Source organism: Pantoea sp. EKM101V (assembly GCF_011800325.1).
Lineage (GTDB): Bacteria > Pseudomonadota > Gammaproteobacteria > Enterobacterales > Enterobacteriaceae > Pantoea > Pantoea anthophila.
Window position 1 is genome coordinate 279,227 of record NZ_JAALFP010000001.1, and the last position, 25,312, is coordinate 304,538.

General features: G+C 56.0%; 20 protein-coding genes, 1 pseudogene and 1 other annotated feature. Of the genes and pseudogenes, 11 read left to right on the forward strand and 10 right to left on the reverse strand.

The window, feature by feature from the left end; translation table 11 throughout:
* Nucleotides 1–128: 128 nt before the first annotated feature.
* The 5 genes and pseudogenes from trpA to HFD92_RS01475 form a co-directional block, all read right to left on the reverse strand.
* Complete coding sequence (gene trpA / locus HFD92_RS01450; RefSeq protein ID WP_009089939.1) at nucleotides 129–932, reverse strand: tryptophan synthase subunit alpha; 804 nt, start codon at nucleotides 930–932, stop codon at nucleotides 129–131.
* Nucleotides 932–2,122, reverse strand: coding sequence for a tryptophan synthase subunit beta (gene trpB, locus HFD92_RS01455; protein ID WP_009089941.1), 1,191 nt, complete (start codon nucleotides 2,120–2,122; stop codon nucleotides 932–934). Before trpB ends, trpA begins: the two co-directional genes overlap by 1 nt.
* 46 nt (nucleotides 2,123–2,168) lie before the next feature.
* On the reverse strand, nucleotides 2,169–3,530 hold the full coding sequence (gene trpCF, locus HFD92_RS01460; protein ID WP_167428147.1) for a bifunctional indole-3-glycerol-phosphate synthase TrpC/phosphoribosylanthranilate isomerase TrpF: 1,362 nt from the start codon (nucleotides 3,528–3,530) through the stop codon (nucleotides 2,169–2,171).
* A 2-nt stretch (nucleotides 3,531–3,532) separates the two neighbouring features.
* A pseudogene (gene trpD / locus HFD92_RS21735) lies at nucleotides 3,533–5,127 on the reverse strand (bifunctional anthranilate synthase glutamate amidotransferase component TrpG/anthranilate phosphoribosyltransferase TrpD).
* Nucleotides 5,127–6,692, reverse strand: coding sequence for an anthranilate synthase component 1 (locus HFD92_RS01475; protein WP_009089949.1), 1,566 nt, complete (start codon nucleotides 6,690–6,692; stop codon nucleotides 5,127–5,129). The pseudogene trpD and the gene HFD92_RS01475 overlap by 1 nt, the downstream one beginning before the upstream one ends.
* A gap of 23 nt (nucleotides 6,693–6,715) precedes the next feature.
* Nucleotides 6,716–6,817 (reverse strand) — a sequence feature (Trp leader region).
* A 153-nt stretch (nucleotides 6,818–6,970) separates the two neighbouring features.
* Between HFD92_RS01475 and HFD92_RS01480 the strand changes: the two genes are divergently transcribed.
* Both HFD92_RS01480 and HFD92_RS01485 read left to right on the forward strand, forming a co-directional pair.
* Nucleotides 6,971–7,855, forward strand: coding sequence for a PHP domain-containing protein (locus tag HFD92_RS01480; protein ID WP_167428148.1), 885 nt, complete (start codon nucleotides 6,971–6,973; stop codon nucleotides 7,853–7,855).
* A gap of 12 nt (nucleotides 7,856–7,867) precedes the next feature.
* Entirely contained in the window at nucleotides 7,868–8,488 is a 621-nt protein-coding gene (locus HFD92_RS01485) for an L-threonylcarbamoyladenylate synthase (RefSeq protein WP_111207586.1), read from the forward strand.
* A gap of 10 nt (nucleotides 8,489–8,498) precedes the next feature.
* Here the strand turns inward: HFD92_RS01485 and HFD92_RS01490 are convergent, their stop codons facing one another.
* A complete protein-coding gene (locus HFD92_RS01490) occupies nucleotides 8,499–9,146 on the reverse strand; it encodes a hypothetical protein (protein WP_009089953.1) in 648 nt (215 codons plus the stop codon).
* A 780-nt stretch (nucleotides 9,147–9,926) separates the two neighbouring features.
* Here HFD92_RS01490 and rluB point away from each other — a divergent pair.
* The gene (rluB, locus tag HFD92_RS01495; RefSeq protein WP_058958472.1) at nucleotides 9,927–10,817 is read left to right on the forward strand and encodes a 23S rRNA pseudouridine(2605) synthase RluB; all 891 of its coding nucleotides are present in this window, start codon (nucleotides 9,927–9,929) and stop codon (nucleotides 10,815–10,817) included.
* Nucleotides 10,818–10,870: 53 nt separating this feature from the next.
* Here rluB and cobO read toward each other — a convergent pair whose 3' ends face one another.
* Together cobO and HFD92_RS01505 are read right to left on the reverse strand one after the other, a co-directional pair.
* On the reverse strand, nucleotides 10,871–11,461 hold the full coding sequence (gene cobO, locus HFD92_RS01500; protein ID WP_140925463.1) for a cob(I)yrinic acid a,c-diamide adenosyltransferase: 591 nt from the start codon (nucleotides 11,459–11,461) through the stop codon (nucleotides 10,871–10,873).
* Nucleotides 11,461–12,222, reverse strand: coding sequence for a YciK family oxidoreductase (locus HFD92_RS01505; protein ID WP_167428149.1), 762 nt, complete (start codon nucleotides 12,220–12,222; stop codon nucleotides 11,461–11,463). Before HFD92_RS01505 ends, cobO begins: the two co-directional genes overlap by 1 nt.
* A gap of 173 nt (nucleotides 12,223–12,395) precedes the next feature.
* Here HFD92_RS01505 and sohB point away from each other — a divergent pair, with 173 nt between their 5' ends.
* Entirely contained in the window at nucleotides 12,396–13,442 is a 1,047-nt protein-coding gene (gene sohB, locus HFD92_RS01510) for a protease SohB (protein WP_009089960.1), read from the forward strand.
* Nucleotides 13,443–13,470: 28 nt separating this feature from the next.
* Here the strand turns inward: sohB and HFD92_RS01515 are convergent, their stop codons facing one another.
* A complete protein-coding gene (locus tag HFD92_RS01515; protein ID WP_167428150.1) occupies nucleotides 13,471–13,719 on the reverse strand; it encodes a YciN family protein in 249 nt (82 codons plus the stop codon).
* A gap of 372 nt (nucleotides 13,720–14,091) precedes the next feature.
* On the opposite strand from HFD92_RS01515, the gene topA reads away from it, so the two are divergent.
* The 4 genes from topA (at nucleotide 14,092) to acnA (ending at nucleotide 21,784) form a co-directional block, all read left to right on the forward strand.
* Entirely contained in the window at nucleotides 14,092–16,689 is a 2,598-nt protein-coding gene (gene topA, locus HFD92_RS01520; protein ID WP_154928219.1) for a type I DNA topoisomerase, read from the forward strand.
* Between the two features lie 184 nt (nucleotides 16,690–16,873).
* The gene (cysB, locus tag HFD92_RS01525) at nucleotides 16,874–17,848 is read left to right on the forward strand and encodes an HTH-type transcriptional regulator CysB (protein ID WP_009089966.1); all 975 of its coding nucleotides are present in this window, start codon (nucleotides 16,874–16,876) and stop codon (nucleotides 17,846–17,848) included.
* 495 nt (nucleotides 17,849–18,343) lie between these two features.
* Complete coding sequence (locus HFD92_RS01530) at nucleotides 18,344–18,502, forward strand: YmiA family putative membrane protein (RefSeq protein ID WP_009089968.1); 159 nt, start codon at nucleotides 18,344–18,346, stop codon at nucleotides 18,500–18,502.
* Between the two features lie 600 nt (nucleotides 18,503–19,102).
* Entirely contained in the window at nucleotides 19,103–21,784 is a 2,682-nt protein-coding gene (gene acnA, locus HFD92_RS01535; protein ID WP_140925459.1) for an aconitate hydratase AcnA, read from the forward strand.
* 216 nt (nucleotides 21,785–22,000) lie between these two features.
* Here acnA and ribA read toward each other — a convergent pair whose 3' ends face one another.
* On the reverse strand, nucleotides 22,001–22,594 hold the full coding sequence (gene ribA, locus HFD92_RS01540) for a GTP cyclohydrolase II (protein WP_033783243.1): 594 nt from the start codon (nucleotides 22,592–22,594) through the stop codon (nucleotides 22,001–22,003).
* Between the two features lie 226 nt (nucleotides 22,595–22,820).
* Between ribA and pgpB the strand changes: the two genes are divergently transcribed.
* From pgpB to lapB, 3 genes are all read left to right on the forward strand, one after another.
* The gene (gene pgpB, locus HFD92_RS01545; RefSeq protein ID WP_150029531.1) at nucleotides 22,821–23,579 is read left to right on the forward strand and encodes a phosphatidylglycerophosphatase B; all 759 of its coding nucleotides are present in this window, start codon (nucleotides 22,821–22,823) and stop codon (nucleotides 23,577–23,579) included.
* A gap of 134 nt (nucleotides 23,580–23,713) precedes the next feature.
* Nucleotides 23,714–24,022: a LapA family protein gene (locus HFD92_RS01550; protein WP_046101909.1), complete on the forward strand. Its 309-nt coding sequence runs from the start codon at nucleotides 23,714–23,716 to the stop codon at nucleotides 24,020–24,022.
* A gap of 6 nt (nucleotides 24,023–24,028) precedes the next feature.
* Nucleotides 24,029–25,198: a lipopolysaccharide assembly protein LapB gene (lapB, locus tag HFD92_RS01555; protein WP_046101908.1), complete on the forward strand. Its 1,170-nt coding sequence runs from the start codon at nucleotides 24,029–24,031 to the stop codon at nucleotides 25,196–25,198.
* Nucleotides 25,199–25,312 lie beyond the last annotated feature (114 nt).

Below are 25,312 nucleotides of genomic sequence, written 5' to 3' on the forward strand. Positions count from 1 at the left end.
AATGGATGCGACGTTACCGTAACGGCGCTTTGTCATTGTGGTGCAGATTCTGAAAAAAGGGCAAATGGCGGAATGAAAAAAAAGGAAACAAATCATGCCTTATCGCGTGATAAGGCATGCTGACAGGATTAACGACTGGCGGCTTTCAGGCGACTGACAAAGTTCTTCAGTTCGCTCAGCATCACGTCCGGTTCGGCATGATGCTTCTCAATGATCCTGACAATGGCGGAACCGGAGATGGCTCCGGCGGCACCGGCGGCAATCGCTTCCTTCACCTGCTCAGGTTCTGAGATACCAAAGCCCTGCAGTGGCGGAGCGGCATGATATTCGCGCAGCTTGTCGATCAGGTGCTGTAGCGGCAGGCTGGCACGGTTTTCAGCCCCGGTCACCCCGGCACGCGACAGCAGGTAGGTGTAGCCCCGGCCGTGCGACGCGATCTCACGCAGCAGCGCATCGCTGGCATTGGGTGGACAGATAAAGATAGGGGCCACGCCGTGACGCATCGCCGCCTGGCGGAACGGCGCCGACTCTTCAACCGGCACATCGGCGACCAGAACCGAATCGACACCGGCTTCGGCACAGCGTGCATAGAACGCATCCACGCCGTTGGTGAAGACCAGGTTGGCATACATCAGCAGGCCAATCGGCAGGTCAGGATATTTACGGCGGATTGTCGCCAGCATTTCAAAGCACTGGCTGGTGGTGGTGCCTGCGGCAAACGCACGTAAGGTCGCATTCTGAATGGTCGGGCCATCCGCCAGCGGGTCGGAGAAAGGAATGCCCAGCTCCAGCGCGTCCGCACCGCCCTCAACCAGCGCGTCAATCACGCGCAGGGAGAGCTCAGGTGAAGGGTCGCCCAGCGTGACGAACGGGACGAAAGCGCCTTCGTTGCTGGCTGACAGGCGCGAAAACAGTTGATTATAACGTTCCATCAGATTTCTCCCTGCGCGGTCAGAATGTCGTGAACGGTGAAAATATCTTTATCGCCGCGGCCGGAAAGGTTAACCACAAGCAGCTGCTCTTTCTCCGGCTCCTCCTGAATCATCTTCAGGGCGTGCGCCAGGGCGTGAGAGGATTCTAGCGCCGGAATAATCCCTTCCGCCCGGCAGAGCTGTTTGAAGGCAGCCAGCGCTTCGTTATCGGTAACCGAGACGTAATCCGCCCGACCCGTGCTGTTCAGGTGCGCATGCTGTGGCCCGACCGACGGGAAGTCGAGACCGGCAGAGATGGAGTAGGACTCTTCGATCTGGCCATCTTCCGTCTGCATCATCGGCGCTTTCATGCCGAAGTAGATACCGACGCGACCATGCTTCAGCGGTGCGCCATGCTCGCCGGTTTCGATGCCGTGACCCGCAGGCTCAACGCCGATCAGCTTCACGCTGGTTTCATCGATAAAGTCAGCAAACATGCCGATAGCGTTGGAGCCCCCGCCCACGCAGGCGAGAATAGCGTCGGGCAGGCGACCCTCTCTTTCCAGAATCTGTTTTTTCGTCTCTTCGCCGATCATGCGCTGGAACTCACGCACGATGGTCGGGAAGGGGTGCGGGCCCGCGGCGGTGCCAAGCATGTAGTGCGCCGTTTCATAGCTGCCAGACCAGTCGCGAAGCGCCTCGTTACAGGCATCTTTCAACGTGGCAGAGCCGCTGTGAACCGGGATCACCTCCGCGCCCATCAGTCGCATACGGAAGACGTTAGGCGACTGACGCTCCACATCTTTCGCGCCCATGTAGATACGGCATTTCATGCCCAGCAGCGCACAGGCCAGTGCAGAGGCCACACCATGCTGACCGGCGCCGGTCTCGGCGATAATTTCATTTTTACCCATGCGCTTAGCCAGCAGTGCCTGACCCAGCACCTGGTTAGTTTTGTGCGCACCGCCGTGCAGCAGATCTTCACGCTTAAGGTAGAGGCGCGTTTTGGTGCCTTTGGTCAGGTTTTTGCACAGCGTCAGCGCGGTCGGACGACCCGCATAGTTCTTCAGCAGTTCGGTAAACTCTTCCTGGAAGGCAGGATCTTTCTGCGCGTCGACAAACGCCTCTTCGAGCTGGCGCAGGGCAGGCATCAGGATCTGCGGAACATACATTCCGCCAAATTCGCCAAAGTAGGGATTCAGTAACGTCATCTTTTCTCTTCCTTTCTCAGGCCCGCCGTCGGGCAGGCCAGGCAAATCAGTACGCGCGCAGTGTCTGGAACACGGCGGCAATTTTACGGGCATCTTTGATGCCAGGCGCGCTTTCCACGCCAGAGTTGAAGTCAAGTCCGGCACAGCCCAGCTGCGCGGCTTCAACACAGTTGTCCGCACCGAGGCCACCGGCCAGCAGTACATTATTCAGCGTCTGACCCTGCAACAGGGACCAGTCGAAACGCTGACCGGTACCACCGTTACCATTGTCAAACACATAACGGTCAACGTGTGGCCAGTCGCGCGCCGGGAGATGGCCTTCGATGCGCAGTGCCTTCCAGATCTGCACGGTGGCAGGCAGGGCGGCGCGCAGATCGGCGACAAACGCCGGCGTTTCATCGCCATGCAGCTGAACCGCAGAGAGAGAAAGGGCGCTGACCTGCGTGACAATGTCACTCACGCTGGCGTTGCGGAACACGCCAACGTAACGCAGCGGGGCCGCGGCGATCACGCTCTGCGCCGTGGCAGTATCAATCTGACGCGGCGATCCTTCAGCAAAGATCAGACCACCAAAGAGTGCACCCGCTTCATAGGCGGCACGCGCATCTTCGGCACGGGTCAGTCCGCACACTTTGTTGCTGCCCAGCGTAACCCGACGCACCGCGGCTGTCAGGTCTGTCTCTTCCATCAGGGAGGAGCCGATCAGGAAACCATTGGCGAAGTGGCTCAGCTCGCGAATGTCCGCATAGCTGTTGATACCCGATTCGCTGATCACCGTCACGCCATGCGACAGACGAGGCGCCAGCTGGCGGGTACGGTTAAGGTCGATAGAGAGGTCGCGCAGATCGCGGTTGTTGATGCCCACCACTTTCGCCTGCAGGGCGATAGCACGCTCCAGCTCCTCTTCATTACTGACCTCAGTCAGAATGCCCATCTTCAGGCTGTGTGCCACCGCGGCCAGCTGACGATACTGTTCATCATCCAGAACCGACAGCATCAGCAGAATCGCATCCGCCTGATAGTAACGCGCCAGATAGATCTGGTAAGGATCGATAATAAAATCTTTGCACAGCACCGGCTGCGTGATCGCTGCGCTGACAATCGGCAGGAAAGCGAAGTCACCCTGAAAATATTTTTCATCCGTCAGCACAGAGACCGCTGACGCATAGTGGCGGTAGACCCCGGCAATCGCGGCCGGATCGAAGTCCTCGCGAATCACGCCTTTCGACGGAGAGGCCTTTTTACACTCCAGGATAAACGCCGTTCTGGCCCCCTGCAGCGCGTCGTAAAAATGACGGCTGGAAGGCTCAATGCTGTTCTGAAAGGTGGAAAGAGGCTGCTGCTGCTGACGGGCTTCAACCCAGATCGCTTTGTCCTGAACAATTTTTTCTAACACGGTGCCTTTCATGATTACCCTCTTGCTGCCAGTGCGACAACGCGCTCATAAGCCTGTCCGCTGCGGATGGCGTTAAGCGCCTGCTGTGCGTTTTCACGCAGGTCTTCCTGACCAAATACTTTAAGCAACATCGCCACGTTAACGGCGACAGCTTCCTCATGAGCCTGCTGGCCATTACCCTGGAGTAAAGCTGTCAGAATGTCACGGTTTTCTTCCGGGGTGCCGCCCGCCAGCGCCTCTTTCGGGTGGAAGCCAAAGCCAAAGTCTTCAGGTGAGAGCTGATAACGGGTGATTTCCCCCTCGCGCAGCTCGGCGACGTGCGTCACATCGTGCAGGGCCACCTCATCCATACCGCCGCCGTGGACCACGGCTGCACGCTGGTAGCCCAGCACTTTCAGGGTCTGAGCAATCGGCATCACCAGTTCCGGGCTGTAAACACCAATCACCGCCAGCGGAGGACGCGCCGGGTTGATCAGCGGCCCCAGCACATTGAACAGCGTGCGGGTCTTCAGCTGCTGGCGCACCGGCATCGCGTGGCGGAATCCGGTGTGATACTGCGGCGCAAACAGAAAGCAGACGTTAAGATCGTCCAGCGCCTTGCGCGCCCGGTCAGCAGGCATATCCAGATTGATGCCAAATGCCGCCAGCAGGTCGGAGGAGCCCGATTTGCTGGAGACGCTGCGGTTGCCGTGCTTCGCCACCTTCAGACCGCAGGTCGCCGCCACCAGGGCGCTGGCAGTGGAGATATTGATGCTGTTGCTGCCGTCACCGCCGGTGCCCACGATATCGGCAAAGGTATAATCCGGGCGCGGGAAGGGGCGGGCATCTTCCAGCAGCGCGGTCGCCGCCCCGGCAATCTCTTCCGGCGTTTCGCCCCGCACCTTCATGGCGATTAAAGCGGCGGCGAGCTGCGTCGGTTCCAGCTGGCCGGTGATAATGGCGCTGAACAGCTGATGACTCTCAGCCTGATTCAGCGTCTGCGCCTGGTAAAGTTTTTCCAGTGTCTGTTGCATAGTCATTCTCCCTGTTACTTCGCCAGCGCCCAGGCCAGCGTCTGCTCAAGCAGACGCGCACCCTGAGAAGTCAGAATGGATTCAGGATGGAACTGGAACCCGCACACCCGGTCGGTCTCATGACGCACCGCCATCACCATCCCGTTGAAACTGGCGTTGACCGTCAGCTCATCCGGCGTGTTGCTGCCCACCAGTGAGTGGTAGCGCGCCACCGGCAGCGGATTGCTCAGGCCGGCAAACATTGCCTCACCGTCGTGGTCAATAGAGGAGGCTTTGCCGTGCAGGATCTCACCGGCCTGACCCACGTGGCCGCCGTAGGCTTCAACGATCGCCTGATGCCCCAGGCAGATGCCGATAATCGGCAACCGTCCCCGCAGCACCCGCAGTAACTCCGGCATACAACCGGCATCTTTTGGCGCGCCGGGGCCGGGCGAGAGCATCAGCACCGGGTCTTCCATCCGCTGCAGCTGCTCAATTAAGAGTTCCGCAGGCAGGTTGTTCCGGTAGATCACCACGTTGTGACCAAACGTCCGCAGCTGATCAACCAGGTTATAGGTAAATGAATCGATGTTATCGAGCAGCAGAATATCGGCCATCAGAAGATCTCCTTGCAGTGATGGGCAGTCGCGATAGCGCGCAGAACGGCGCGGGCTTTGTTGCGGCTCTCATCCGCTTCAGCCTGCGGATTGGAGTCCAGCACTACACCGGCGCCCGCTTGGACGGTGGCCACGCCTTCTTCAACGTAGGCCGAACGGATCACGATGCAGGTATCGAGATCGCCGTGAGCCGTGAAGTAGCCCACCGCACCGCCGTAGCTGCCGCGGCGGGTGCGTTCCGCCCCGGCTATCAGCTGCATGGCGCGCACCTTCGGCGCACCGCTCAGGGTGCCCATGTTCATACAGGCGCGATAGGCATGCAGCACGTCAAGGTCGTCACGCAGCGTGCCCACAACGCGGGAGACCAGATGCATGACGAAAGAGTAACGGTCTACCTTAGTCAGGTCTGCCACGTAACGGCTGCCCGGCACGCAGATACGCGCCAGATCGTTGCGCGCCAGATCCACCAGCATCAGGTGTTCCGCCAGCTCTTTATGGTCGGTTCGCATCTCCAGCTCAATACGGCTGTCGAGATCGCGATCCAGCGAGCCATCTGCATGGCGGCCACGCGGGCGGGTACCGGCAATCGGGTAGATCTCAATCTGACGCGAGATGGCGTCATACTTCAGTGAACTCTCCGGCGAGGCACCAAACAGCGAGAAATCCTGATCCTGCATAAAGAACATGTAGGGGCTGGGATTGCTGTTCTTCAGCGTGTCATACGCCGCCAGCGGTGAAGGACATGGCAGCGAGAAACGGCGTGAAGGGACGACCTGGAAAATTTCGCCGATGCGAATTGCCTGCTGCATGCTGCGCACCACGTCGCAATACTCTTCATCACTCTGGCTGGTGGTCAGCGTCATCTGCTCCACCTTTTGTACCGGCAGTACAGGTGCGGGCTGAAGCATCTGGCCATGCAACTGCTCAATGCGGCGCTGCAGGCGCTGGAATTCGCTGGTGGACGGACAGAACAGACTGGCCTGCAGACGTGCGCTGCGGCTCTGGTGATCGATCACCAGTAAGGTCTCGGCCAGGTAGAAGCAGTAGTCGGGGCAGCGCTGCTGATTATCCAGCGCCGGCAGGGTTTCAAAACCGGCAACCAGATCATAAGCAAACAGACCGCCCAGCAGCACCGCTTCCCGTTCGTCGGCAGGGGCGTTAACCAGTTGCGGAATCAGACGCAGCGCGTCAAACACCGACAGGGCCTTGAGGCGGGAATCTTCATCCTGCTGCTGATCGCTGCTCTGCGGGAACGTCAGGACACGGCCATCGGGACGCACCTGATTCATCACTGACGCGGGCAGGGCTTCATCCAGCAGCGGCAGCAGGGCGCGGCCATTTTCTGACAACGCCTGCACGGTGACTTCGCTGCCCAGTGCGCTGACGCGCAGCGCACTGTCGACGATCAGCAGGCTTTTAAGGTTGCGCTTGCTGTCGATATCAGCGGATTCGAGCAGCAGGGTTGCCGGACGTGCGCCGCACAGCTGGTGAAACACTGCGGCCGGATCTTCGCGGTAGGGCGCGGTGCCGGTAATCAACTTCACTGTAGGTTTCGCATTTGGCATGATGATTTCTCTGAATTTCGCTCAAAAAAAAGCCCGCTCGGTGGCGGGCTCAGGTATCTGCACAGCGTTTACGCAAAATGTGCACGACCGTGTCGCCCGGTTTCGGGAACATCGCGCCAGCCATGTAAATGCGTAATTGTAATCGCCATGATGAAATACCCGTTGCGTGTGAACTTGTGTACTAGTTAACGGGTTCGGGGCGGAAATGTCAATACACTTTTTCACTGAGCGTTAAAATCGTTATCATGCTGGCCGGTTTAGTTTAAGCAGGAGTTCTCTTGAGCGATATCGCCCGTTTCCCGGTTTATGATCTACACAGCCACACGCGCGCCTCCGATGGTTTACTGATGCCCGCCGTGCTGGTGCAGCGCGCGGTAGAGATGCGGGTTGGCGTTCTGGCGATCACCGATCACGACAGCGTGGACGGGGTGGACGAGGCGCAGCAGACCGCCCGTGACCACGATCTGCCGATAAAAGTGCTGGCCGGTGCTGAGATTTCTACCCTGTGGGAGAATCATGAGATCCATATCGTGGGGCTGAACATCGATATTCATCATCCGGCGATGGTGACTTTTCTGGCGGGGCAACTGGCCTGCCGGCAGCGGCGCGCGGAAGAGATTGGTGAGCGGCTGGCGAAGGCACGTATTCCCGACGCGCTGGCGGGGGCAACCCGACTGGCCGGGGGCGGCATCATTACCCGCGGACACTTTGCCCGCTTCCTGATAGAGCAGGGCAAAGCCGGTGACATGGCCCAGGTTTTCAAAAATTACCTGGCGCGAGGCAAAACCGGCTACGTGCCGCCACAATGGTGTACAATTAAACAAGCCATTGATGCGATTCATCATTCTGGTGGCTGCGCCGTGCTGGCTCATCCGGGCCGGTATGGTTTATCGGCGAAGTGGCTGAAACGGCTGATCGCCCACTTCCGCGAAGCGGGGGGCGATGCCATGGAAGTGGCACAGTGCCAGCAGCCACCCAATGAGCGCACGCAACTGGCGCAGTACGCCAGAGAGAATGACCTGGCCGCATCGCAAGGTTCAGATTTTCATCAACCCTGCCCGTGGATTGAGCTGGGCCGCAAACTCTGGCTGCCCGGCGACGTTGAGCCGGTCTGGGAACGCTTTCCGGACCTCGCTCCCGCAGTGGCAATCACGGAAAGGTGACACGAGGTTTCTATGAGTCAACTGTTTCATATTCATCCGGACAATCCGCAGCCGCGCCTGATCAACCAGGCGGTCGACTACCTGAACAAAGGCAGCGTTATCGTCTATCCCACCGATTCCGGCTATGCGCTGGGCTGTCGGCTGGAAGAGAAGGGCGCGATGGAGCGTATCTGCCGTATCCGTCAGCTCGATGGCCGCCACAATTTCACCCTGATGTGCCGTGACCTCTCTGAGCTGTCGGTCTATTCTCAGGTGGGAAACTCGGCCTTTCGCCTGCTGAAAAACAACACGCCAGGTAACTACACCTTTATTCTCAAGGCGACCAAAGAGGTGCCGCGCCGTCTGATGAACGAAAAGCGTAAGACCATCGGTCTGCGTGTGCCGTCCAATCCGGTGGCGCTGGCGCTGCTGGAAGCCCTGAATCAGCCGATGATGTCGACCTCGTTGATCCTGCCGGGCAACGATTTTACGGAATCCGATCCGGAGGAGATTCAGCACACCATTGGCAAGCTGGTCGATCTGATCATCGACGGCGGAACGCTGGGGCAGCAGCCGACCACGGTGGTCGATCTGACCACCGATACGCCGGAAATTGTGCGTGAAGGTGTGGGTGATACCCGCCCGTTCCTGTAATCAATCCGGCTCAGACACCGCGCGTCGGTGTCGGGGCCAGATTTGACTGCAACCAGCTTTTAAACTGGCCGTAGGGAATATAAAGTGAAACGTCTTTCAGGATCACTTTCCCGTTACGGCCATTTTTAATGGCATCGGAATAACCGACAATCACGCCGCTCAGCGTTTCATCGCGGTTATAAACACCGCCGCCCGACATTCCCTGAACCACGCCTGCATTAGAGGCCATCGCAATACAGGGACTTTTATTCCATTTATTCCGAATAGCCGTGCGGGCTAAATTCACCCCCGTCGACTCTACCGGCATCGCGGAAATAAAGCTGTATCCGTACATTTTAACGGGATCGCCAATATCACCACTGCGGAATTTCGCCAGGGTGGTGGCATCATTCTTGTGATAAATAATCGCAAGGTCGCAATAGGGATGATAAGACTTCACGCGCTGCACGGCGGTTTTGGCGACGTGCGCTGCGGTAAGGCTATATTCAGGCGTCAGTGGAATGCTGGTGCCCAGTGTGCCGAAACCGAGGATCGTCGGGATGCCGGTCACGCTCATATCTACGTGCTGCATCGCCGTACGACTGTACTCAGTGTGGCCCACGGAACACCCGCTCAGCACCAGTGCAGCCAGCACCGGGCACAGAAACAGGTTTCTCATGATGGCATTCTTTATTCCGGCATGTCGGAAAATCCCTGGTGAAGACTTATGACATGCAAGCAAGGTTCATCAGTGAACCGTATTAACGCAACAATTCCGGATGCGCCGGTTTATTGGATTATCTGAAAACACGATTTTTATTAACGAATAACAAAGGGCCGTACTGTTATGATGCAGGACCATGAAATTTCAGGTGCTGCTTTTTTATTGTGCTGCTGAGAGAAAGTGTATCAGCTTAATAGTGTCAGACAATTTATTAAAGCTAATAAGAATTAAATACCCCTGAAAATAGGGTTTTAACAGAATCTGCATTAGGAATAATCTTACCTGGGCCGTTTATTTGGCTTATCGAGCTGACTAAAGATAATTTTACGGTTTTTTATTCTTCCTTTGAGAGAGAAGCCAGAGGATTAGATTCGCTGATAAATCTCTGGAAGTTTAAGATAGTGTTAAGTTTTTGATCGCTGCGGCCTCTTTTTACAGCCCCGCCAGTGTTTAAAAAATTTAATTTTCTTCAGCTATAAAGTTTTCGCTAATGCCGTTTTATTCAGTATATTTCCTTAACTGAGTCTGCTGTTATTTTAATCAGGCATGTAAATAATGAGGAATATCATTATCCGGTCTCTATGCTTTTTTATCGGCTATTTACAGAAGGAGAAAGGGCGTTACATCGGGGTTAAATGCCTGTATAATGGGCCAAAGTTAATAGGTTAACCTGTTGATAAAGAAAGAATTATCACCCTGCCATGACGCCTGGGAAGGCGACAAAGAGGAAGCTCAATGAGCGAAAAGTTACAGAAAGTCTTAGCGCGTGCCGGTCATGGCTCGCGTCGTGAAATCGAATCAATGATTGCCGCTGGCCGTGTCAGCGTCGACGGAAAGATCGCCACCCTGGGCGACCGTGTCGAAAGCAGCAAATCCCTGAAAATCCGTATTGATGGCCATCTGGTTTCGATTGCTGAATCAGCAACCGAAGTCTGCCGCGTGCTGGCCTATTACAAACCAGAAGGTGAACTCTGTACCCGCAGCGATCCTGAAGGGCGCCCGACGGTCTTCGATCGCCTGCCGCGTCTGCGCGGTTCACGCTGGATTGCCGTCGGCCGTCTGGATGTGAACACCTGTGGTCTGATGCTGTTCACCACGGACGGTGAGCTGGCGAACCGTCTGATGCATCCCAGCCGTGAAGTGGAACGTGAATATGCGGTGCGCGTCTTTGGCCAGGTGGATGATGATAAAATTCGTCAGCTGAGCAAGGGCGTTCAGCTGGAGGATGGCCCGGCTGCGTTCAAAACCCTGCGTTTTGGCGGCGGAGAAGGGATCAACCAGTGGTATAACGTGACCCTGACCGAAGGACGTAACCGTGAAGTGCGTCGGTTATGGGAAGCGGTCGGTGTCCAGGTCAGCCGTCTGATGCGCGTTCGCTATGGTGATATTACCTTACCGAAAGGCCTGCCGCGCGGCGGCTGGACGGAGCTGGATCTGCCGGCGGTAAACTATCTGCGTAACCTGGTGGAGATGGATGATGAGACGGTGACCAAACTGGTCGTTGAGAAAGATCGTCGTCGCACCAAAGCAAACCAGATCCGTCGTGCGGTAAAACGCCACAGCAAAGTCAGCTCGACCCCTCGTACGCCGCGCCGCAATCCGGGCAGCAAACGCAATTCCGGTTAATTATGCCGGCAGGATAAAAAAACGCAGCCTCCGGGCTGCGTTTTCTTTTTCTGTCACCAGTCGATACCCTGCTGGGCCTGTATACCGGCATCAAAGGCGTGCTTAACCGGGCGCATCTCCGTTACGGTATCGGCCATCTCAGTCAGGGTGCGGTGACAGCCGCGTCCGGTAATAATGACGCTCTGCTGCGCCGGGCGCTGCTGCAGCGCGGCGATCAGCGCCTCCAGCGGCAGATAACCCATGCTCACCATATAGGTAATTTCGTCCAGTACCACCAGATCGATCTGCGCATCCGCCAGCATCCGCTGGGCATGCTGCCAGACTGCCAGACAGGCGGTGGTGTCCGTCTCACGGTTTTGCGTCTCCCAGGTGAAGCCGGTGGCCATAACCTGAAATTCCACCCCGTGCTGCTCCAGCAGGTTTCGCTCGCCGTTCGGCCAGTCACCCTTGATGAACTGGACCACCGCCACGCGCTTGCCATGGCCGGTGGCGCGCAGTGCCGTGCCGAAGGCCGCGGTTGTTTTGCCTTTGCCGTTGCCGGTAAACACCATCAGAATGCCGCGAACCGCTGTCGCGGCGGCGATACGCGCATCCACCTGCTCTTTCAGGCGCTGCTGACGCTGCTGATGACGATCGTCAGCCACTATTCCGCGGCTCCGGGTTTCCTGCCCGGCTGCGCATCGAAGCTCATCCCGGTTTTGCGGCGGCTGTCATCGCCCATCAGATAGAGATAGAGCGGCATCAGATCGGCAGGCGTTTTCAGTTTATTTGCATCTTCCTGCGGGAAGGCGCTGGCGCGCATTTTGGTTCGCGTGCCGCCCGGATTGATACAGTTCACCCGCAGCGACTGGCTCTTATACTCATCCGCCAGCACCTGCATCATTCCTTCCGTTGCAAATTTAGAGACCGCATAAGCGCCCCAGCCTGCACGACCGGTGCGGCCCACGCTGGAGGTGGTAAATACCAGCGAACCCGCCTCTGACTTCAGCAGCAGCGGCAACAGGGCCTGAGTCAGGAAGAAAGTCGCATCCAGATTGACATCCATCACCTGACGCCAGATCTGCGGATCGAGTTCAGCCAGCGGCACGATTTCACCGAGCAGACCGGCATTATGCAGCACGCCATCGAGACGCGGAAACTGTTGCGCCAGCTGGTCGGCAACCTGCTGACAGCGTTCTGGTGTGGCCTCGGCCAGGTCCAGCACCACCTGGTGAGCAGGGCGTTTATTGAGTTGATTGATTGACATTCTGACCCGTTCGAGTTTTTCCGGGTTGCGGCCCATCAGGATCACTTCTGCGCCATAGCGGGCATAGGTCAGCGCCGCTTCCTGGCCGATGCCATCTGACGCGCCCGTGACCAGAATAATACGATGATTGAGCAGGTCACTTTTCGGTTGATAATGCACAGCGGGGTCCTCCGGCGAAAACAGCATGATTCCGCTTTATGCCTGAATTTACGAATGGGTGCAATCGCCAGCCCGCGCAATCTGTGCCAGCTGCTGGCATTTCAGGCGACGGGACAGGGTAAAACGGCTAAACTGGCGAACTGTTTTTGATTCTTTTTTACTAAGGCGACCTGATGGATTTTATTTCAACGTATGGACTCTTTTTAGCGAAAGCGGTGACGCTGGTGGTTGCGGTCGCGGCGATTGTCATGATTGTGATGAATGCGGCACTGCGTAAACGCTCGCAAAGTGGTCAGCTGCGCCTGACCCATCTGGGTGATGACTATCAACAGATGAAAGAAGATCTGCAGCTGGCAAAAATGAAACCGCAGGCGCAGAAGGTCTGGCTGAAAAACCATAAAAAGAGCGAAAAGCTGAAAGCCAAAGCGGAAAAACAGGCGGCGAAGCAGGGCGCGCGTGGGGGCGAGAAGCCGACGCTTTATGTGCTTGATTTCAAAGGTAGCATGGATGCCAGTGAGGTCACGTCGCTGCGCGAAGAGATTTCAGCCGTGCTGGCGGTGCAGCAACCGGGCGATGAAGTGCTGCTGCGTCTGGAAAGCCCTGGCGGTGTGGTGCATGGCTATGGTCTGGCCGCGTCACAGCTGCAGCGTCTGCGCGACCACGGGCTGCGCATCACCGCGGCCGTTGACAAAGTGGCAGCCAGCGGCGGATATATGATGGCCTGTGTGGCCGATCGCATTGTGGCGGCCCCGTTCTCCATTATTGGTTCAATCGGTGTGGTGGCCCAGATCCCTAACTTCAACCGTCTGCTGAAGCGCAATGACATCGATATCGAACTGCACACGGCCGGTCAGTACAAGCGAACGCTGACGCTGTTTGGCGAGAACAGCGAAGAAGGGCGGGAGAAATTCCAGCAGGATCTCGACGAAACGCACCTGCTGTTCAAGCAGTTTGTGCATCAGATGCGCCCGTCGCTGGATATTGATAAGGTCGCGACCGGTGAACACTGGTATGGACGCCAGGCGCTTGATCTGGGGCTGATTGATGAGATCGGCACCAGCGATGATTTAATCATCCGCCAGATGGATCAGTTCAACGTGCTGGGGGTGCACTTCGCCCGCCGTCGTAAAATGATGGATCGCTTTACTCAAAGCGCGGGCTCGGTGGCAGAGCGTCTGCTACTGAAACTCTGGCAGCGCGGCGAAAAGCCGCTGCTGTGATGCGAAACCCGGCCTGTGCCGGGTTTTTTTATTCCAGGTGATAGTGCGGCGACAGGACCACCGCCAGATGTTTGAAGACGTTAAACACCGCTGTGGTTTTAGCCGTCGGCAATCCCTGATCGTCGAGAAAAAACGGGCCGCGAAAAACCAGCACATCACCCTGCTGACTGACGTCATCCGCCTGCATGCCCGCTAAATAATCATCATGTTCTTTAATCAGGGAGTTGGCCTTTTCCAGCAACGCCTGGCGGGAAATAGCCTGGGTCGGTGTCTGCATTTATTTGCTCCTTTTTTGACAGCACTCGAATCCTTTCTATATTACTGACGAGTCTGCTGGCATGACAACCCGCTCTGACCGATGAAAACCTGGCGTAACGACGGGCTGAATGCTAATTAAGTTGCGTAACAGATTTTATCAGGTAGAGTGTGGGCGATTCCGATTTCAGGGATTTTGCACCAGGATGTGCGAAGAGTTCAGATGGAAAAATCATGCTTTATCATGCAGTTGCATTTAGCCGGATCATCTGTTCTGAGATTGACCCCTCCGCCTTGAAATGTTAGACAGGCGCAGCAATATTGAACCCGATGGGTTTTTGGGCATCCAATCCTCTCCCGTTAAGCAGGATGTTTTCATTAGGTAAAGGTAAATATGGGTAAAGCACTCGTTATTGTTGAGTCCCCGGCAAAGGCCAAAACAATCAATAAATATCTGGGCAATGACTACGTGGTGAAATCCAGCGTGGGTCATATCCGGGATCTGCCGACCAGTGGTTCAACCGCAAAGAAAAGTGCTGACGCCTCGACAGATAAGAAAGTCAAAAAAGTTAAAAAAGATGAGAAAGCCGCCCTTGTCAGCCGCATGGGTGTTGACCCCTATCATGGCTGGGAAGCGGATTATCAGATTCTGCCCGGCAAAGAGAAGGTGGTGGCAGAACTGAAGGCGCTGGCCGCCAATGCTGACCACATCTATCTCGCAACCGACCTTGACCGCGAAGGGGAAGCCATTGCCTGGCACCTGCGGGAAGTGATCGGAGGCGATGACTCACGCTTCAGCCGCGTGGTGTTCAACGAAATTACCAAAAATGCGATTCGTCAGGCGTTTGAAAAGCCGGGCGAACTCAACATCGACCGGGTTAATGCTCAGCAGGCGCGCCGCTTTATGGACCGCGTGGTGGGTTACATGGTGTCACCGCTGCTGTGGAAAAAGATCGCCCGTGGCCTCTCAGCCGGTCGTGTGCAGTCAGTGGCCGTTCGCCTTGTAGTGGAACGTGAACGTGAAATTAAAGCCTTTGTTCCCGAAGAGTACTGGGAAGTTAATGCTGCGCTGACCACGCCAAACGGCGATGAGCTGTCGATGGATGTGACACACCGAGGCGACAAGGTGTTCCGCCCGGTCAACCGTGACGAAACTTACGCCGCAGTGGCGCTGCTGGAAAAAGCGCGCTTTGAAATTGTGGATCGTGAAGATAAGCCGACCAGCAGTAAGCCGGGTGCGCCCTATATCACCTCGACGCTGCAGCAGGCGGCCAGCACCCGTCTGGGCTTTGGCGTTAAAAAGACCATGATGATGGCGCAGCGCCTCTACGAAGCGGGTCACATCACTTACATGCGTACCGATTCGACCAACCTGAGTCAGGATGCGGTCGCCATGGCGCGGGGCTACATCGAAAACAACTTCGGTAAAAAATATCTGCCAGACAGCCCTGTCACTTACGCCAGCAAAGAGAACTCTCAGGAAGCGCACGAAGCGATTCGTCCTTCCGATGTGGAAGTCGTGGCGGAAAAACTGAAGGATATGGAAGCGGATGCGCAGAAGCTCTATCAGCTGATCTGGCGTCAGTTTGTCGCCTGCCAGATGACCCCGGCCAAATATGATTCCAGCACCATCACGGCCGCCGCCGGTGAGTTTAAACTCAAAGCGAAAGGCCGTATTCTGCGCTTCGACGGCTGGACTAAAGTGATGCCTGCGTTGCGTAAGAACGATGAAGATCGCACGCTGCCTGCGGTCAGTGTGGGGGATAGCCTCGACCTGCAACAGCTGCTGCCGGGTCAGCACTTCACCAAGCCACCGGCACGCTTCAGCGAAGCCTCGCTGGTGCGTGAGCTGGAGAAGCGCGGTATCGGCCGTCCGTCGACCTACGCCGCCATTACCTCGACCATTCAGGACCGTGGCTATGTCCGGGTAGAAAACCGCCGTTTCTATGCGGAAAAAATGGGTGAAATCGTCACCGATCGTCTGGAAGAGAACTTCCGCGAGCTGATGAACTACGATTTCACCGCGCGCATGGAGGACAGCCTGGACCAGGTCGCCAATAACCAGGCGAAATGGAAAGCGGTGCTGGACCACTTCTTCAGCGACTTTACCGAGCAGCTTGAAAAAGCTGAAAAAGATCCTGAAGAGGGCGGCATGCAGCCCAATCAGATGGTGCTGACCTCGATTGACTGTCCGACCTGTAGCCGTCCGATGGGGATCCGCACCGCCAGCACCGGTGTCTTCCTGGGCTGTTCCGGCTATGCGCTGCCCCCGAAAGAGCGCTGCAAGCAGACCATCAACCTGATTCCGGAAAACGAAGTTCTGAACATTCTGGAAGGGGACGATGCCGAAACCAACGCCCTGCGTGCCCGTCGTCGCTGCCAGAAGTGCGGCACAGCGATGGACAGCTACCTGATCGACAATGAACGCAAACTGCACGTCTGTGGTAATAACCCGGAGTGTGATGGGTACGAAATCGAGAAAGGCGAGTTCCGCATTAAGGGTTATGACGGCCCGGTCGTAGAGTGCGAGAAGTGCGGTTCGGAGATGCATCTGAAGATGGGACGCTTTGGCAAGTACATGGCGTGTACCAACGAAGAGTGTAAAAACACCCGCAAAATTCTGCGCAGTGGGGAAGTGGCGCCACCGAAAGAAGATCCGGTGCCGCTGCCTGAGCTGGCGTGTGAGAAGTCAGATGCCTACTTCGTGTTGCGCGACGGGGCAGCGGGCGTCTTCCTGGCAGCCAATACGTTCCCGAAATCGCGCGAAACCCGTGCGCCGCTGGTGGAAGAGCTGCTGCGCTTCAAAGATCGTCTGCCTGAGAAGCTGAAATATCTGGCAGATGCGCCGGTCGCCGATCCGGAAGGGAATAAAACGCTGGTGCGGTTCAGCCGCAAGACTAAACAGCAGTATGTCTCCTCAGAAAAAGAGGGTAAAGCCACCGGCTGGTCAGCCTTCTTTATTGATGGCAAATGGCAGGAAGCGAAAAAGTAATCTTATCAGGCCAGCGTTCGCTGGCCTTTTTCTGAGCCTTATATCAATCCGTTCTATTCTTACACTTAAACTGATATAGTTGTTATAGCATTTCCGACCTTTCCTGATGCATAGCCTTTCTTCACCCTTGCGACTGTCGGTCAAGCGGGGATGCGACTCTGTAACTTACCAGGACAAAACAGATATGAAATTACAGCAGTTGCGCTATATCGTCGAAGTGGTGAACCATAACCTCAACGTCTCTTCGACGGCGGAAGGTCTCTATACCTCGCAGCCCGGCATCAGTAAGCAGGTCCGGATGCTGGAAGATGAACTGGGTGTGCAGATTTTTGCCCGGAGCGGGAAACATCTCACGCAGGTCACGCCAGCCGGGGAAGAGATCATTCGTATTGCGCGTGAAGTGCTCTCCAAAGTGGATGCCATTAAATCGGTTGCCGGTGAGCACACCTGGCCCGACAAAGGTTCGCTCTATGTGGCGACCACCCATACCCAGGCGCGCTACGCGCTGCCCGGCGTGATTAAAGGCTTTATCGAACGCTATCCACGCGTCTCTTTGCATATGCATCAGGGATCGCCGACCCAGATTGCCGAAGCCGTTTCCAAAGGCAATGCCGATTTTGCCATTGCCACCGAAGCGCTGCATCTCTATGACGATCTCATCATGCTGCCGTGCTACCACTGGAATCGGGCGATTGTGGTTACCGCCGATCACCCGCTGGCCGGAAAAGGGCAGGTGACCATTGAAGAGCTGGCGGAGTATCCGCTTGTGACTTACACCTTTGGCTTTACCGGGCGGTCAGAACTGGATACCGCATTCAATCGCGCCGGGTTAACACCTCGCATCGTCTTCACCGCCACCGACGCAGACGTCATCAAAACCTATGTCCGTCTGGGGCTGGGTGTCGGCGTGATCGCCAGTATGGCGGTTGACCCGGTCTCCGATCCCGATCTGATTCGCATTGAAGCCGCGGATATCTTTACCAACAGCACCACCAAGATAGGCTTCCGTCGCAGCACCTTCCTGCGCAGCTATATGTATGATTTCATCCAGCGTTTTGCCCCGCACCTGACGCGTGACGTGGTGGATACCGCCGTTGCGCTCCGCTCTAACGAAGACATTGAAGCGATGTTTAAAGATATCAAGCTGCCGTTTAAATAGGGTTTATCCCCTGCGCGACAACATAAGGCTGCCTGGTGCAGCCTTTTTTGTTGCCAGCCTTTAGCGCCAGATGAGACTGAAAGTTTTTATGATTTTTTTGTAAATGAAACATTGATCACATGTTTTCCGGTTCGGCTTTCTTAAATGCGAATCACAACACATTTTTAACTATGTCACTTTGCGACATGCCAGGATTATTCCCATACTCCAGTTAACCGCCTATGTTGGAAGCCAGTAAACATCAGGCTCTGGGGTTTGCTCTTTAGTTTTAAATGGATCTGAAATGGAATTAACTCAAATTGATTAGTGCTTCATTTAATTAAAGAGTGGTTCCGCTGTTAATGATTTCTGGCGTTATTTAAGACTATTGATTAATACCGTTAATCGTTTTACTCAATAAAAATAACTGGATTTTTGGCCTTAACGCGTTTAGGATTCCTCCTAAATCTTAATCGTTGTTATCAATCATTTTGTTGAGAGTGATTATCAGAAACTATGAATACACGACTGACTGTAGAACCGGGTTTCCCGGTAAAAAGCACCAAGGTTGAGCGTACTGGTAACACCCGTCGCAAAGCCTGGTTAACCGTATTCGCTGCCTCTGCGCTGTTCTGGGTGGTTGTCGCGTTAATGATTTGGCGTATCTGGGGCTAAAGCCATGTGGGCAAACACACTCAGCCATAAACGTTCTCTGACGGCGCGTCAGACCAAGCCGGTCAGCTGCAAAGCGAAAGAGCCGCTTGCAAAGGACGAAAAAGTGTCTATCCCCGAGTCATGGGATTTGAGTGATAACCAGCGACTTTTTATTGAGTCGTTTCTGCAGCCTGAAACTAAATAACGTTGTCTGACTCTCTTTAGTCACCGCTCTTTTATTACCGGACATTCCGGCGGGCTTTTATAAATGCCCCTTTCCACATCCAGTACGACCCAAGGGTGTCGCCAGAGTAAGGTGACCGCAAAAAACTTTTACGCCCGATTCCTGCGAAGGAGTGAACCAAATGAATATGATTAAAATGTCCTGGCTTAGCGCGTATGCGTTCTCCTTTGCGTTCTGGTCTGCGGCGGTGTGGATAACGCTTTAATCTGAATTACCTCCCCTTTTTATGATGCCTCGTGATTTTCACGGGGCATTTTCGTTTATGGGCGATTGTAGCAATTTGTGTTGTAATCAAAACGTTAACGAATTTGTGGACTATCTTTAACATAAACCTTTGTCTCTCTAAGGTTTAAAGACCATGAATGAAAGGAGGAGCTATGTCGTCTACCCTACGCGAGCAGAGTCAGGAAATACTGCAGGTCGACAGCAAAAAATATCATATCTTCAGTCTTCCCCGCGCTGCTCAACACCTCGGCAATATCGATAACCTGCCGAAATCGCTCAAAGTTCTGCTGGAAAACCTGCTGCGCTGGCAGGATGGCGACTCCGTCACCGCGGAGGATATCCAGGCGCTGGTTGACTGGCAAAAAGAGGCGCATGCCGATCGCGAAATTGCCTACCGGCCAGCCCGTGTTCTGATGCAGGATTTTACCGGCGTGCCGGCCGTCGTTGACCTGGCCGCCATGCGCGAAGCGGTGAACCGGCTGGGCGGCGACGTCGCGAAGGTGAACCCCTTGTCGCCGGTCGATCTGGTGATCGACCACTCCGTGACGGTTGACCATTTTGGCGACGATGATGCGTTTGAAGAGAACGTCCGGCTGGAGATGGAGCGTAACCATGAACGCTACGTCTTTCTCCGCTGGGGGCAAAAAGCGTTCGATAAATTCCGCGTCGTGCCGCCGGGCACCGGTATCTGTCACCAGGTGAACCTGGAGTATCTCGGCAAGGCAATCTGGCATGAAACCCTGAATGGTGAAGAGTATGCCTGGCCCGATACGCTGGTCGGTACGGACTCCCACACCACCATGATCAACGCGCTGGGCGTGCTGGGATGGGGCGTGGGGGGGATAGAGGCCGAAGCGGCCATGCTCGGTCAGCCGGTTTCTATGCTGATCCCGGATGTGGTTGGCTTTAAGCTGACCGGCAAACTGCGCGCCGGCATCACGGCAACCGACCTGGTTCTGACCGTGACCCAGATGCTGCGTAAGCACGGTGTGGTCGGCAAATTTGTTGAATTCTATGGCGATGGCCTGGCCGATCTGCCCCTGGCTGACCGCGCCACCATTGCCAATATGGCACCCGAATATGGCGCCACCTGCGGATTCTTCCCGGTGGATGATGTCACTTTGAGCTATATGACGCTGACGGGGCGTGATGCGGAGCAGGTCGCGCTGGTGGAGGCCTATGCCAAAGCGCAGGGCCTGTGGCGTCATGCCGGGGATGAGCCGCGCTTTACCAGTTCTCTGGCACTGGATATGAACGACGTGGAGTCCAGCCTCGCCGGCCCCAAACGTCCGCAGGATCGGGTGTCGCTGGGGGATGTGCCTGCCGCGTTTGATGCCAGCAACGAGCTGGAAGTCAACCAGGCGCAGAAACCCCATAAAAATGTCACCTATACCGACAGTGATAGCGGGCTGACACACACCCTCTCAGACGGTGCCGTGGTAATCAGTGCAATCACCTCCTGTACCAACACCTCTAACCCCAGCGTGCTGATGGCGGCCGGTTTACTGGCGAAAAAAGCGGTTGAGCGCGGCCTGAAACGTCAGCCATGGGTCAAAGCCTCTCTGGCTCCCGGTTCTAAAGTGGTGTCAGACTATCTGGCCGTGGCACAGCTGACCCCGTGGCTGGATAAGCTGGGCTTCAACCTGGTCGGCTATGGCTGCACCACCTGTATTGGTAACTCCGGGCCGCTGAAAGATGAAATCGAGTCCGCTATCAAAGCGGGCGATCTTACTGTCGGGGCTGTCCTCTCCGGTAACCGCAACTTTGAAGGCCGCATTCATCCGCTGATTAAAACCAACTGGCTGGCTTCACCGCCGCTGGTGGTGGCGTACGCACTGGCGGGTAACATGAAGATCAACCTGCAGACGGAACCGCTGGGCAAGGATCAGCAGGGCCAGCCGGTCTACCTGAAAGATATCTGGCCGACCCCGGAAGAAATTGCCACGGCGGTGCAGCAGGTCACCAGTGATATGTTCCATAAAGAGTACGCTGAAGTCTTCGACGGCACGCCAGAGTGGCAACAGATCAAAGTCAGCGAGGCGGCGACTTACGACTGGGACGAAGGGTCAACCTATATCCGGCTGTCGCCTTTCTTTGATGATATGGAGAAAGAGCCGAAGCCGGTGCAGGATATCCGCGGCGCGCGGATCCTTGCCGTGCTGGGTGATTCCGTCACCACTGACCATATCTCGCCAGCGGGCAGCATCAAAGCGGAGAGTCCGGCCGGACGCTATCTGCTCTCTCACGGCGTGGAGCGCACCGACTTTAACTCCTATGGTTCGCGGCGCGGTAATCATGAGGTAATGATGCGCGGTACCTTTGCCAATATCCGTATCCGCAACGAGATGGTGCCGGGTGTGGAGGGCGGTTATACCCGACACTATCCGAGTGGCGAACAGCTGGCCATCTATGATGCGGCGATGAAGTATCAGGCGGACGGTGTCCCGCTGGCCGTGATCGCCGGCAAAGAGTATGGCTCCGGTTCAAGCCGCGACTGGGCGGCAAAAGGGCCGCGTCTGCAGGGGGTCAGGGTCGTCATTGCTGAATCGTTTGAACGTATTCACCGTTCAAATCTGATTGGTATGGGTATCCTGCCACTGGAATTCCCGCAGGGCGTGACCCGCAAAAGCCTGGGACTGACGGGCGAAGAGCGCATCGACGTGGAAAATCTGCAGGCCCTGACGCCAGGCTGCAGCGTTAAAGTGACACTGACCCGCGCCGATGGCAGCAAGGAAGAGCTGGATACCCGCTGTCGCATCGACACCGGTAATGAGCTGACCTATTACCGCAACGACGGCATCCTGCACTATGTGATCCGCAACATGCTGAACTGAGTGACAAAAAAGCCGGGGAAACCCGGCTTTACCACTTCCTGATGTCTTTCTCACCGCATCAACAATGCCAGCACGAAGGGAACACGGGCAGAGGAGGAAAGCGTCCCGCGCCATGGATGGCGCGGGCCGAGCGTGTCAGGGATGACGGCTTTTGCGTCTTTCCGATCTGACCGTGTTCCCTTCGCCGTTGCGGACTGACAGCAGGGAGTTGTTCAATTACGACTTCGGCAGCAGATGTCCCATCTTCTCGGCTTTAGTGTCGAGATAGTGCGCATTTTTCGGGTTACGGCCCACAACCAGCGGCACACGCTCCACGATATTGATCCCGGCTTCGCTGAGGATCTCCACTTTGCGTGGGTTGTTGGTCAGCAGGCGCACTTCATTCACGCCCAGCAGTTTGAACATGTCGGCACACAGGGTAAAGTCGCGCTCATCAGCGGCAAAGCCAAGCTGATGGTTCGCCTCGACAGTATCGTAACCTTTATCCTGCAGCGCATAGGCGCGGATCTTATTCAGCAGACCGATATTACGGCCTTCCTGACGATGATAGAGCAGGACGCCGCGACCCTCTTCTGCGATGGCGTTAAGGGCGGCTTCCAGCTGAAAACCACAGTCGCAACGCAGGCTGAAGAGTGCGTCGCCGGTCAGGCATTCGGAGTGAACGCGCGCCAGTACCGGCTCATTATCGTTAATATCGCCAAAGACCAGGGCAACATGGTCATGTCCGGTTGCCAGTTCTTCAAAACCAACCATCAGGAAATCTCCCCATGGCGTGGGCAGTTTGGCTTCTGCCACCCGTTTAAGCTGCATGTGACTCTCCAGAACCTTCAGAGGATGCACTATCATCATGATAGTGCACAGGCCAGTGTGGCCTGACAAACGTGCAATATTGTGCCACAACCCTGAGTCGGGCTGGTAATCTCTCATACCAATTGCATTGATAAAGCACAATTATCCAATCTGCAACAGGTATGTTATTCTTTTTTAAGCTAAAGTTATGCATGCTTTGTGACCTGACACCGGGATAAGGGAAGAGATGTTTAAGATTTCGCGCCGTACCACCCTGGGAATGCTGCTGCTGTTGATCATGCCCGTTACCGTCTGGCTTAGCGGCTGGCGCTGGCAACCCGGCGAAAGCAACGCCCTGCTAAAAACGCTGTTCTGGATGACCGAAACGGTCACCAGCCCGTGGGGCATTGTCACCAGCGTGCTGCTGAGCGCCTGGATGCTCTGGTGCCTGCGCTTTCGCCTGAAGCCGGCGATCCTGCTGCTGCTGATCATGAACGCCACTATTCTGGCGGGGCAGTACACCAAATCTTTCATCAAAGAGCAGATCCAGGAGCCGCGTCCCTATGTCATCTGGCTGGAACAGCATCACGGCCTGGATGAAAAAACCTTTTATGAACTGAAGCGCAAACAGCGTGGTGAGATGGTAACGTCGCTGATCGCCGATGAGACGCAGATACCCGGCTGGCTGAAACGGCACTGGGCTTTTGAAACCGGTTTTGCCTTTCCGTCAGGCCATACGATGTTTGCGGCCAGCTGGGCGCTGCTGGCCTTAGGGCTGCTCTGGCCGCGCCGTCACTATAAAACCGTGGTGGTGATCTTTCTCTGGGCCACGGGCGTCATGGCGAGCCGGATGCTGCTGGGCATGCACTGGCCTCGCGATCTGGCGATGGCCACCGTGATCTCCTGGATACTGGTGACCTTGGCGACCTGGCTGGCCCAGCGCGTCTGCGGCCCGCTTACGCTGCCACCTGAAGAGCAAAAAGAGGTGGCACAGCGGGAGCCCTGATTGTAATTCCCCGCGAAGACCCCATATTATTGATCGGTCTTGCGCAAAAGCGACTCGGCCAATGCTGCTGGGAGCAGCATTTTTGCTGTAGTTTTGGCATAATTCTACCTGACAACCTCACAACAGGACGCACTGTGAAATATTTGCTGATTTTTTTAGTGGTACTGGTCATTTTCATTGTTTCCGTCACCTTAGGCGCGCATAACGACCAGGTCATTACTTTTAACTATCTGCTGGCGCAGGGTGAGTTCAGCATCTCGACCTTACTGGCATCACTGTTTGGCGCAGGGTTTGTCCTCGGCTGGGTCATCTGCGGCCTGTTCTGGTTACGTACCCGCGTCGCACTGGCGAATGCCAACCGTAAAATCAGGCGTATGCAGACGCAGATTGAACAGAGCACCGCGCTGGCGACCACGCCATCCTCTCCGGCCGGCCGGGAATAATCCCCGATGCATGAATTGCTGTTTCTGTTACTGCCGGTTGCGGCTGCGTATGGCTGGTATATGGGCCGCCGTAGCGCGCATCAGGACAAGCAACAGGAAGCCAACAGACTCTCGCGTGAATATGTTGCTGGCGTAAACTTCCTGCTTTCTAACCAGCAGGACAAAGCGGTCGACCTCTTTCTGGATATGCTGAAAGAGGACAGCGGCACCGTAGAAGCACACCTCACACTGGGCAATCTGTTCCGGTCGCGTGGCGAAGTAGACCGCGCCATCCGAATCCATCAGGCTTTAATGGAAAGTGCCTCTCTGAGCTACGAGCAGCGCCTGCTTGCCGTGCAGCAACTGGGCCGGGACTACATGGCGGCAGGCCTGTATGACCGCGCCGAAGATATGTTTAAACAGCTCACCGATGAAACCGACTTTCGGGTGGGGGCGTTGCAGCAGCTGCTGTTAATCCATCAGGCCACCAGCGACTGGCAGCAGGCGATTGAAGTGGCAGAGCGGCTGGTTAAGCTCGGCAAAGAGAAACAGAAAGGCGAAATCGCTCACTTCTACTGTGAACTGGCGTTGCAGGCGATGAGCAGCGACGACCTGGATCGTGCCATAAGCCTGCTGAAGAAAGGGGAGGCGGCCGATCGCAACAGCGCCCGCATCTCCATCATGATGGGCCGTATCCTGATGGAAAAAGAGGATTTCGCCCGTGCGGTGGGGCATCTGCAGCGGGTGCTGGATCAGGATAAAGAGCTGGTCAGTGAAACACTGGCGATGCTGGAAACCTGCTACCAGCGACTCAACCAGCCTGAGGCCTGGGCGGCGTTTCTGCAGCGCTGCGTCGATGAGAACACCGGTGCGGCAGCGGAACTCTATCTCTCTGATATTGTTGAGCAGCAGCAGGGTTCAGAGGCGGCCCAGAACTACATCAGTCGTCAGTTGCAGCGTCATCCCACCATGCGGGTGTTCCATCGTCTGATGGATCTCAACCTGCTTGAAGCCGAAGATGGCCGGGCCAAAGAGAGCCTGATGGTGTTGCGTGACATGGTGGGTGAACAGATTCGCACCAAGCCGCGCTATCGCTGCCAGAAGTGTGGTTTTACCGCTCACGCGCTTTACTGGCACTGCCCATCCTGCCGCACCTGGTCTTCCGTTAAGCCTATCCGGGGACTCGACGGCCAGTAATCCGGCCGACGCTGTCCGGTGTTTATCAGTGCGTTGTAGTTACAACATACTATAGGGGTGAACTGACGCCGGGGACAGGCAGCCGTGCATTTATTGCCGAGCAGAGGGGCACGG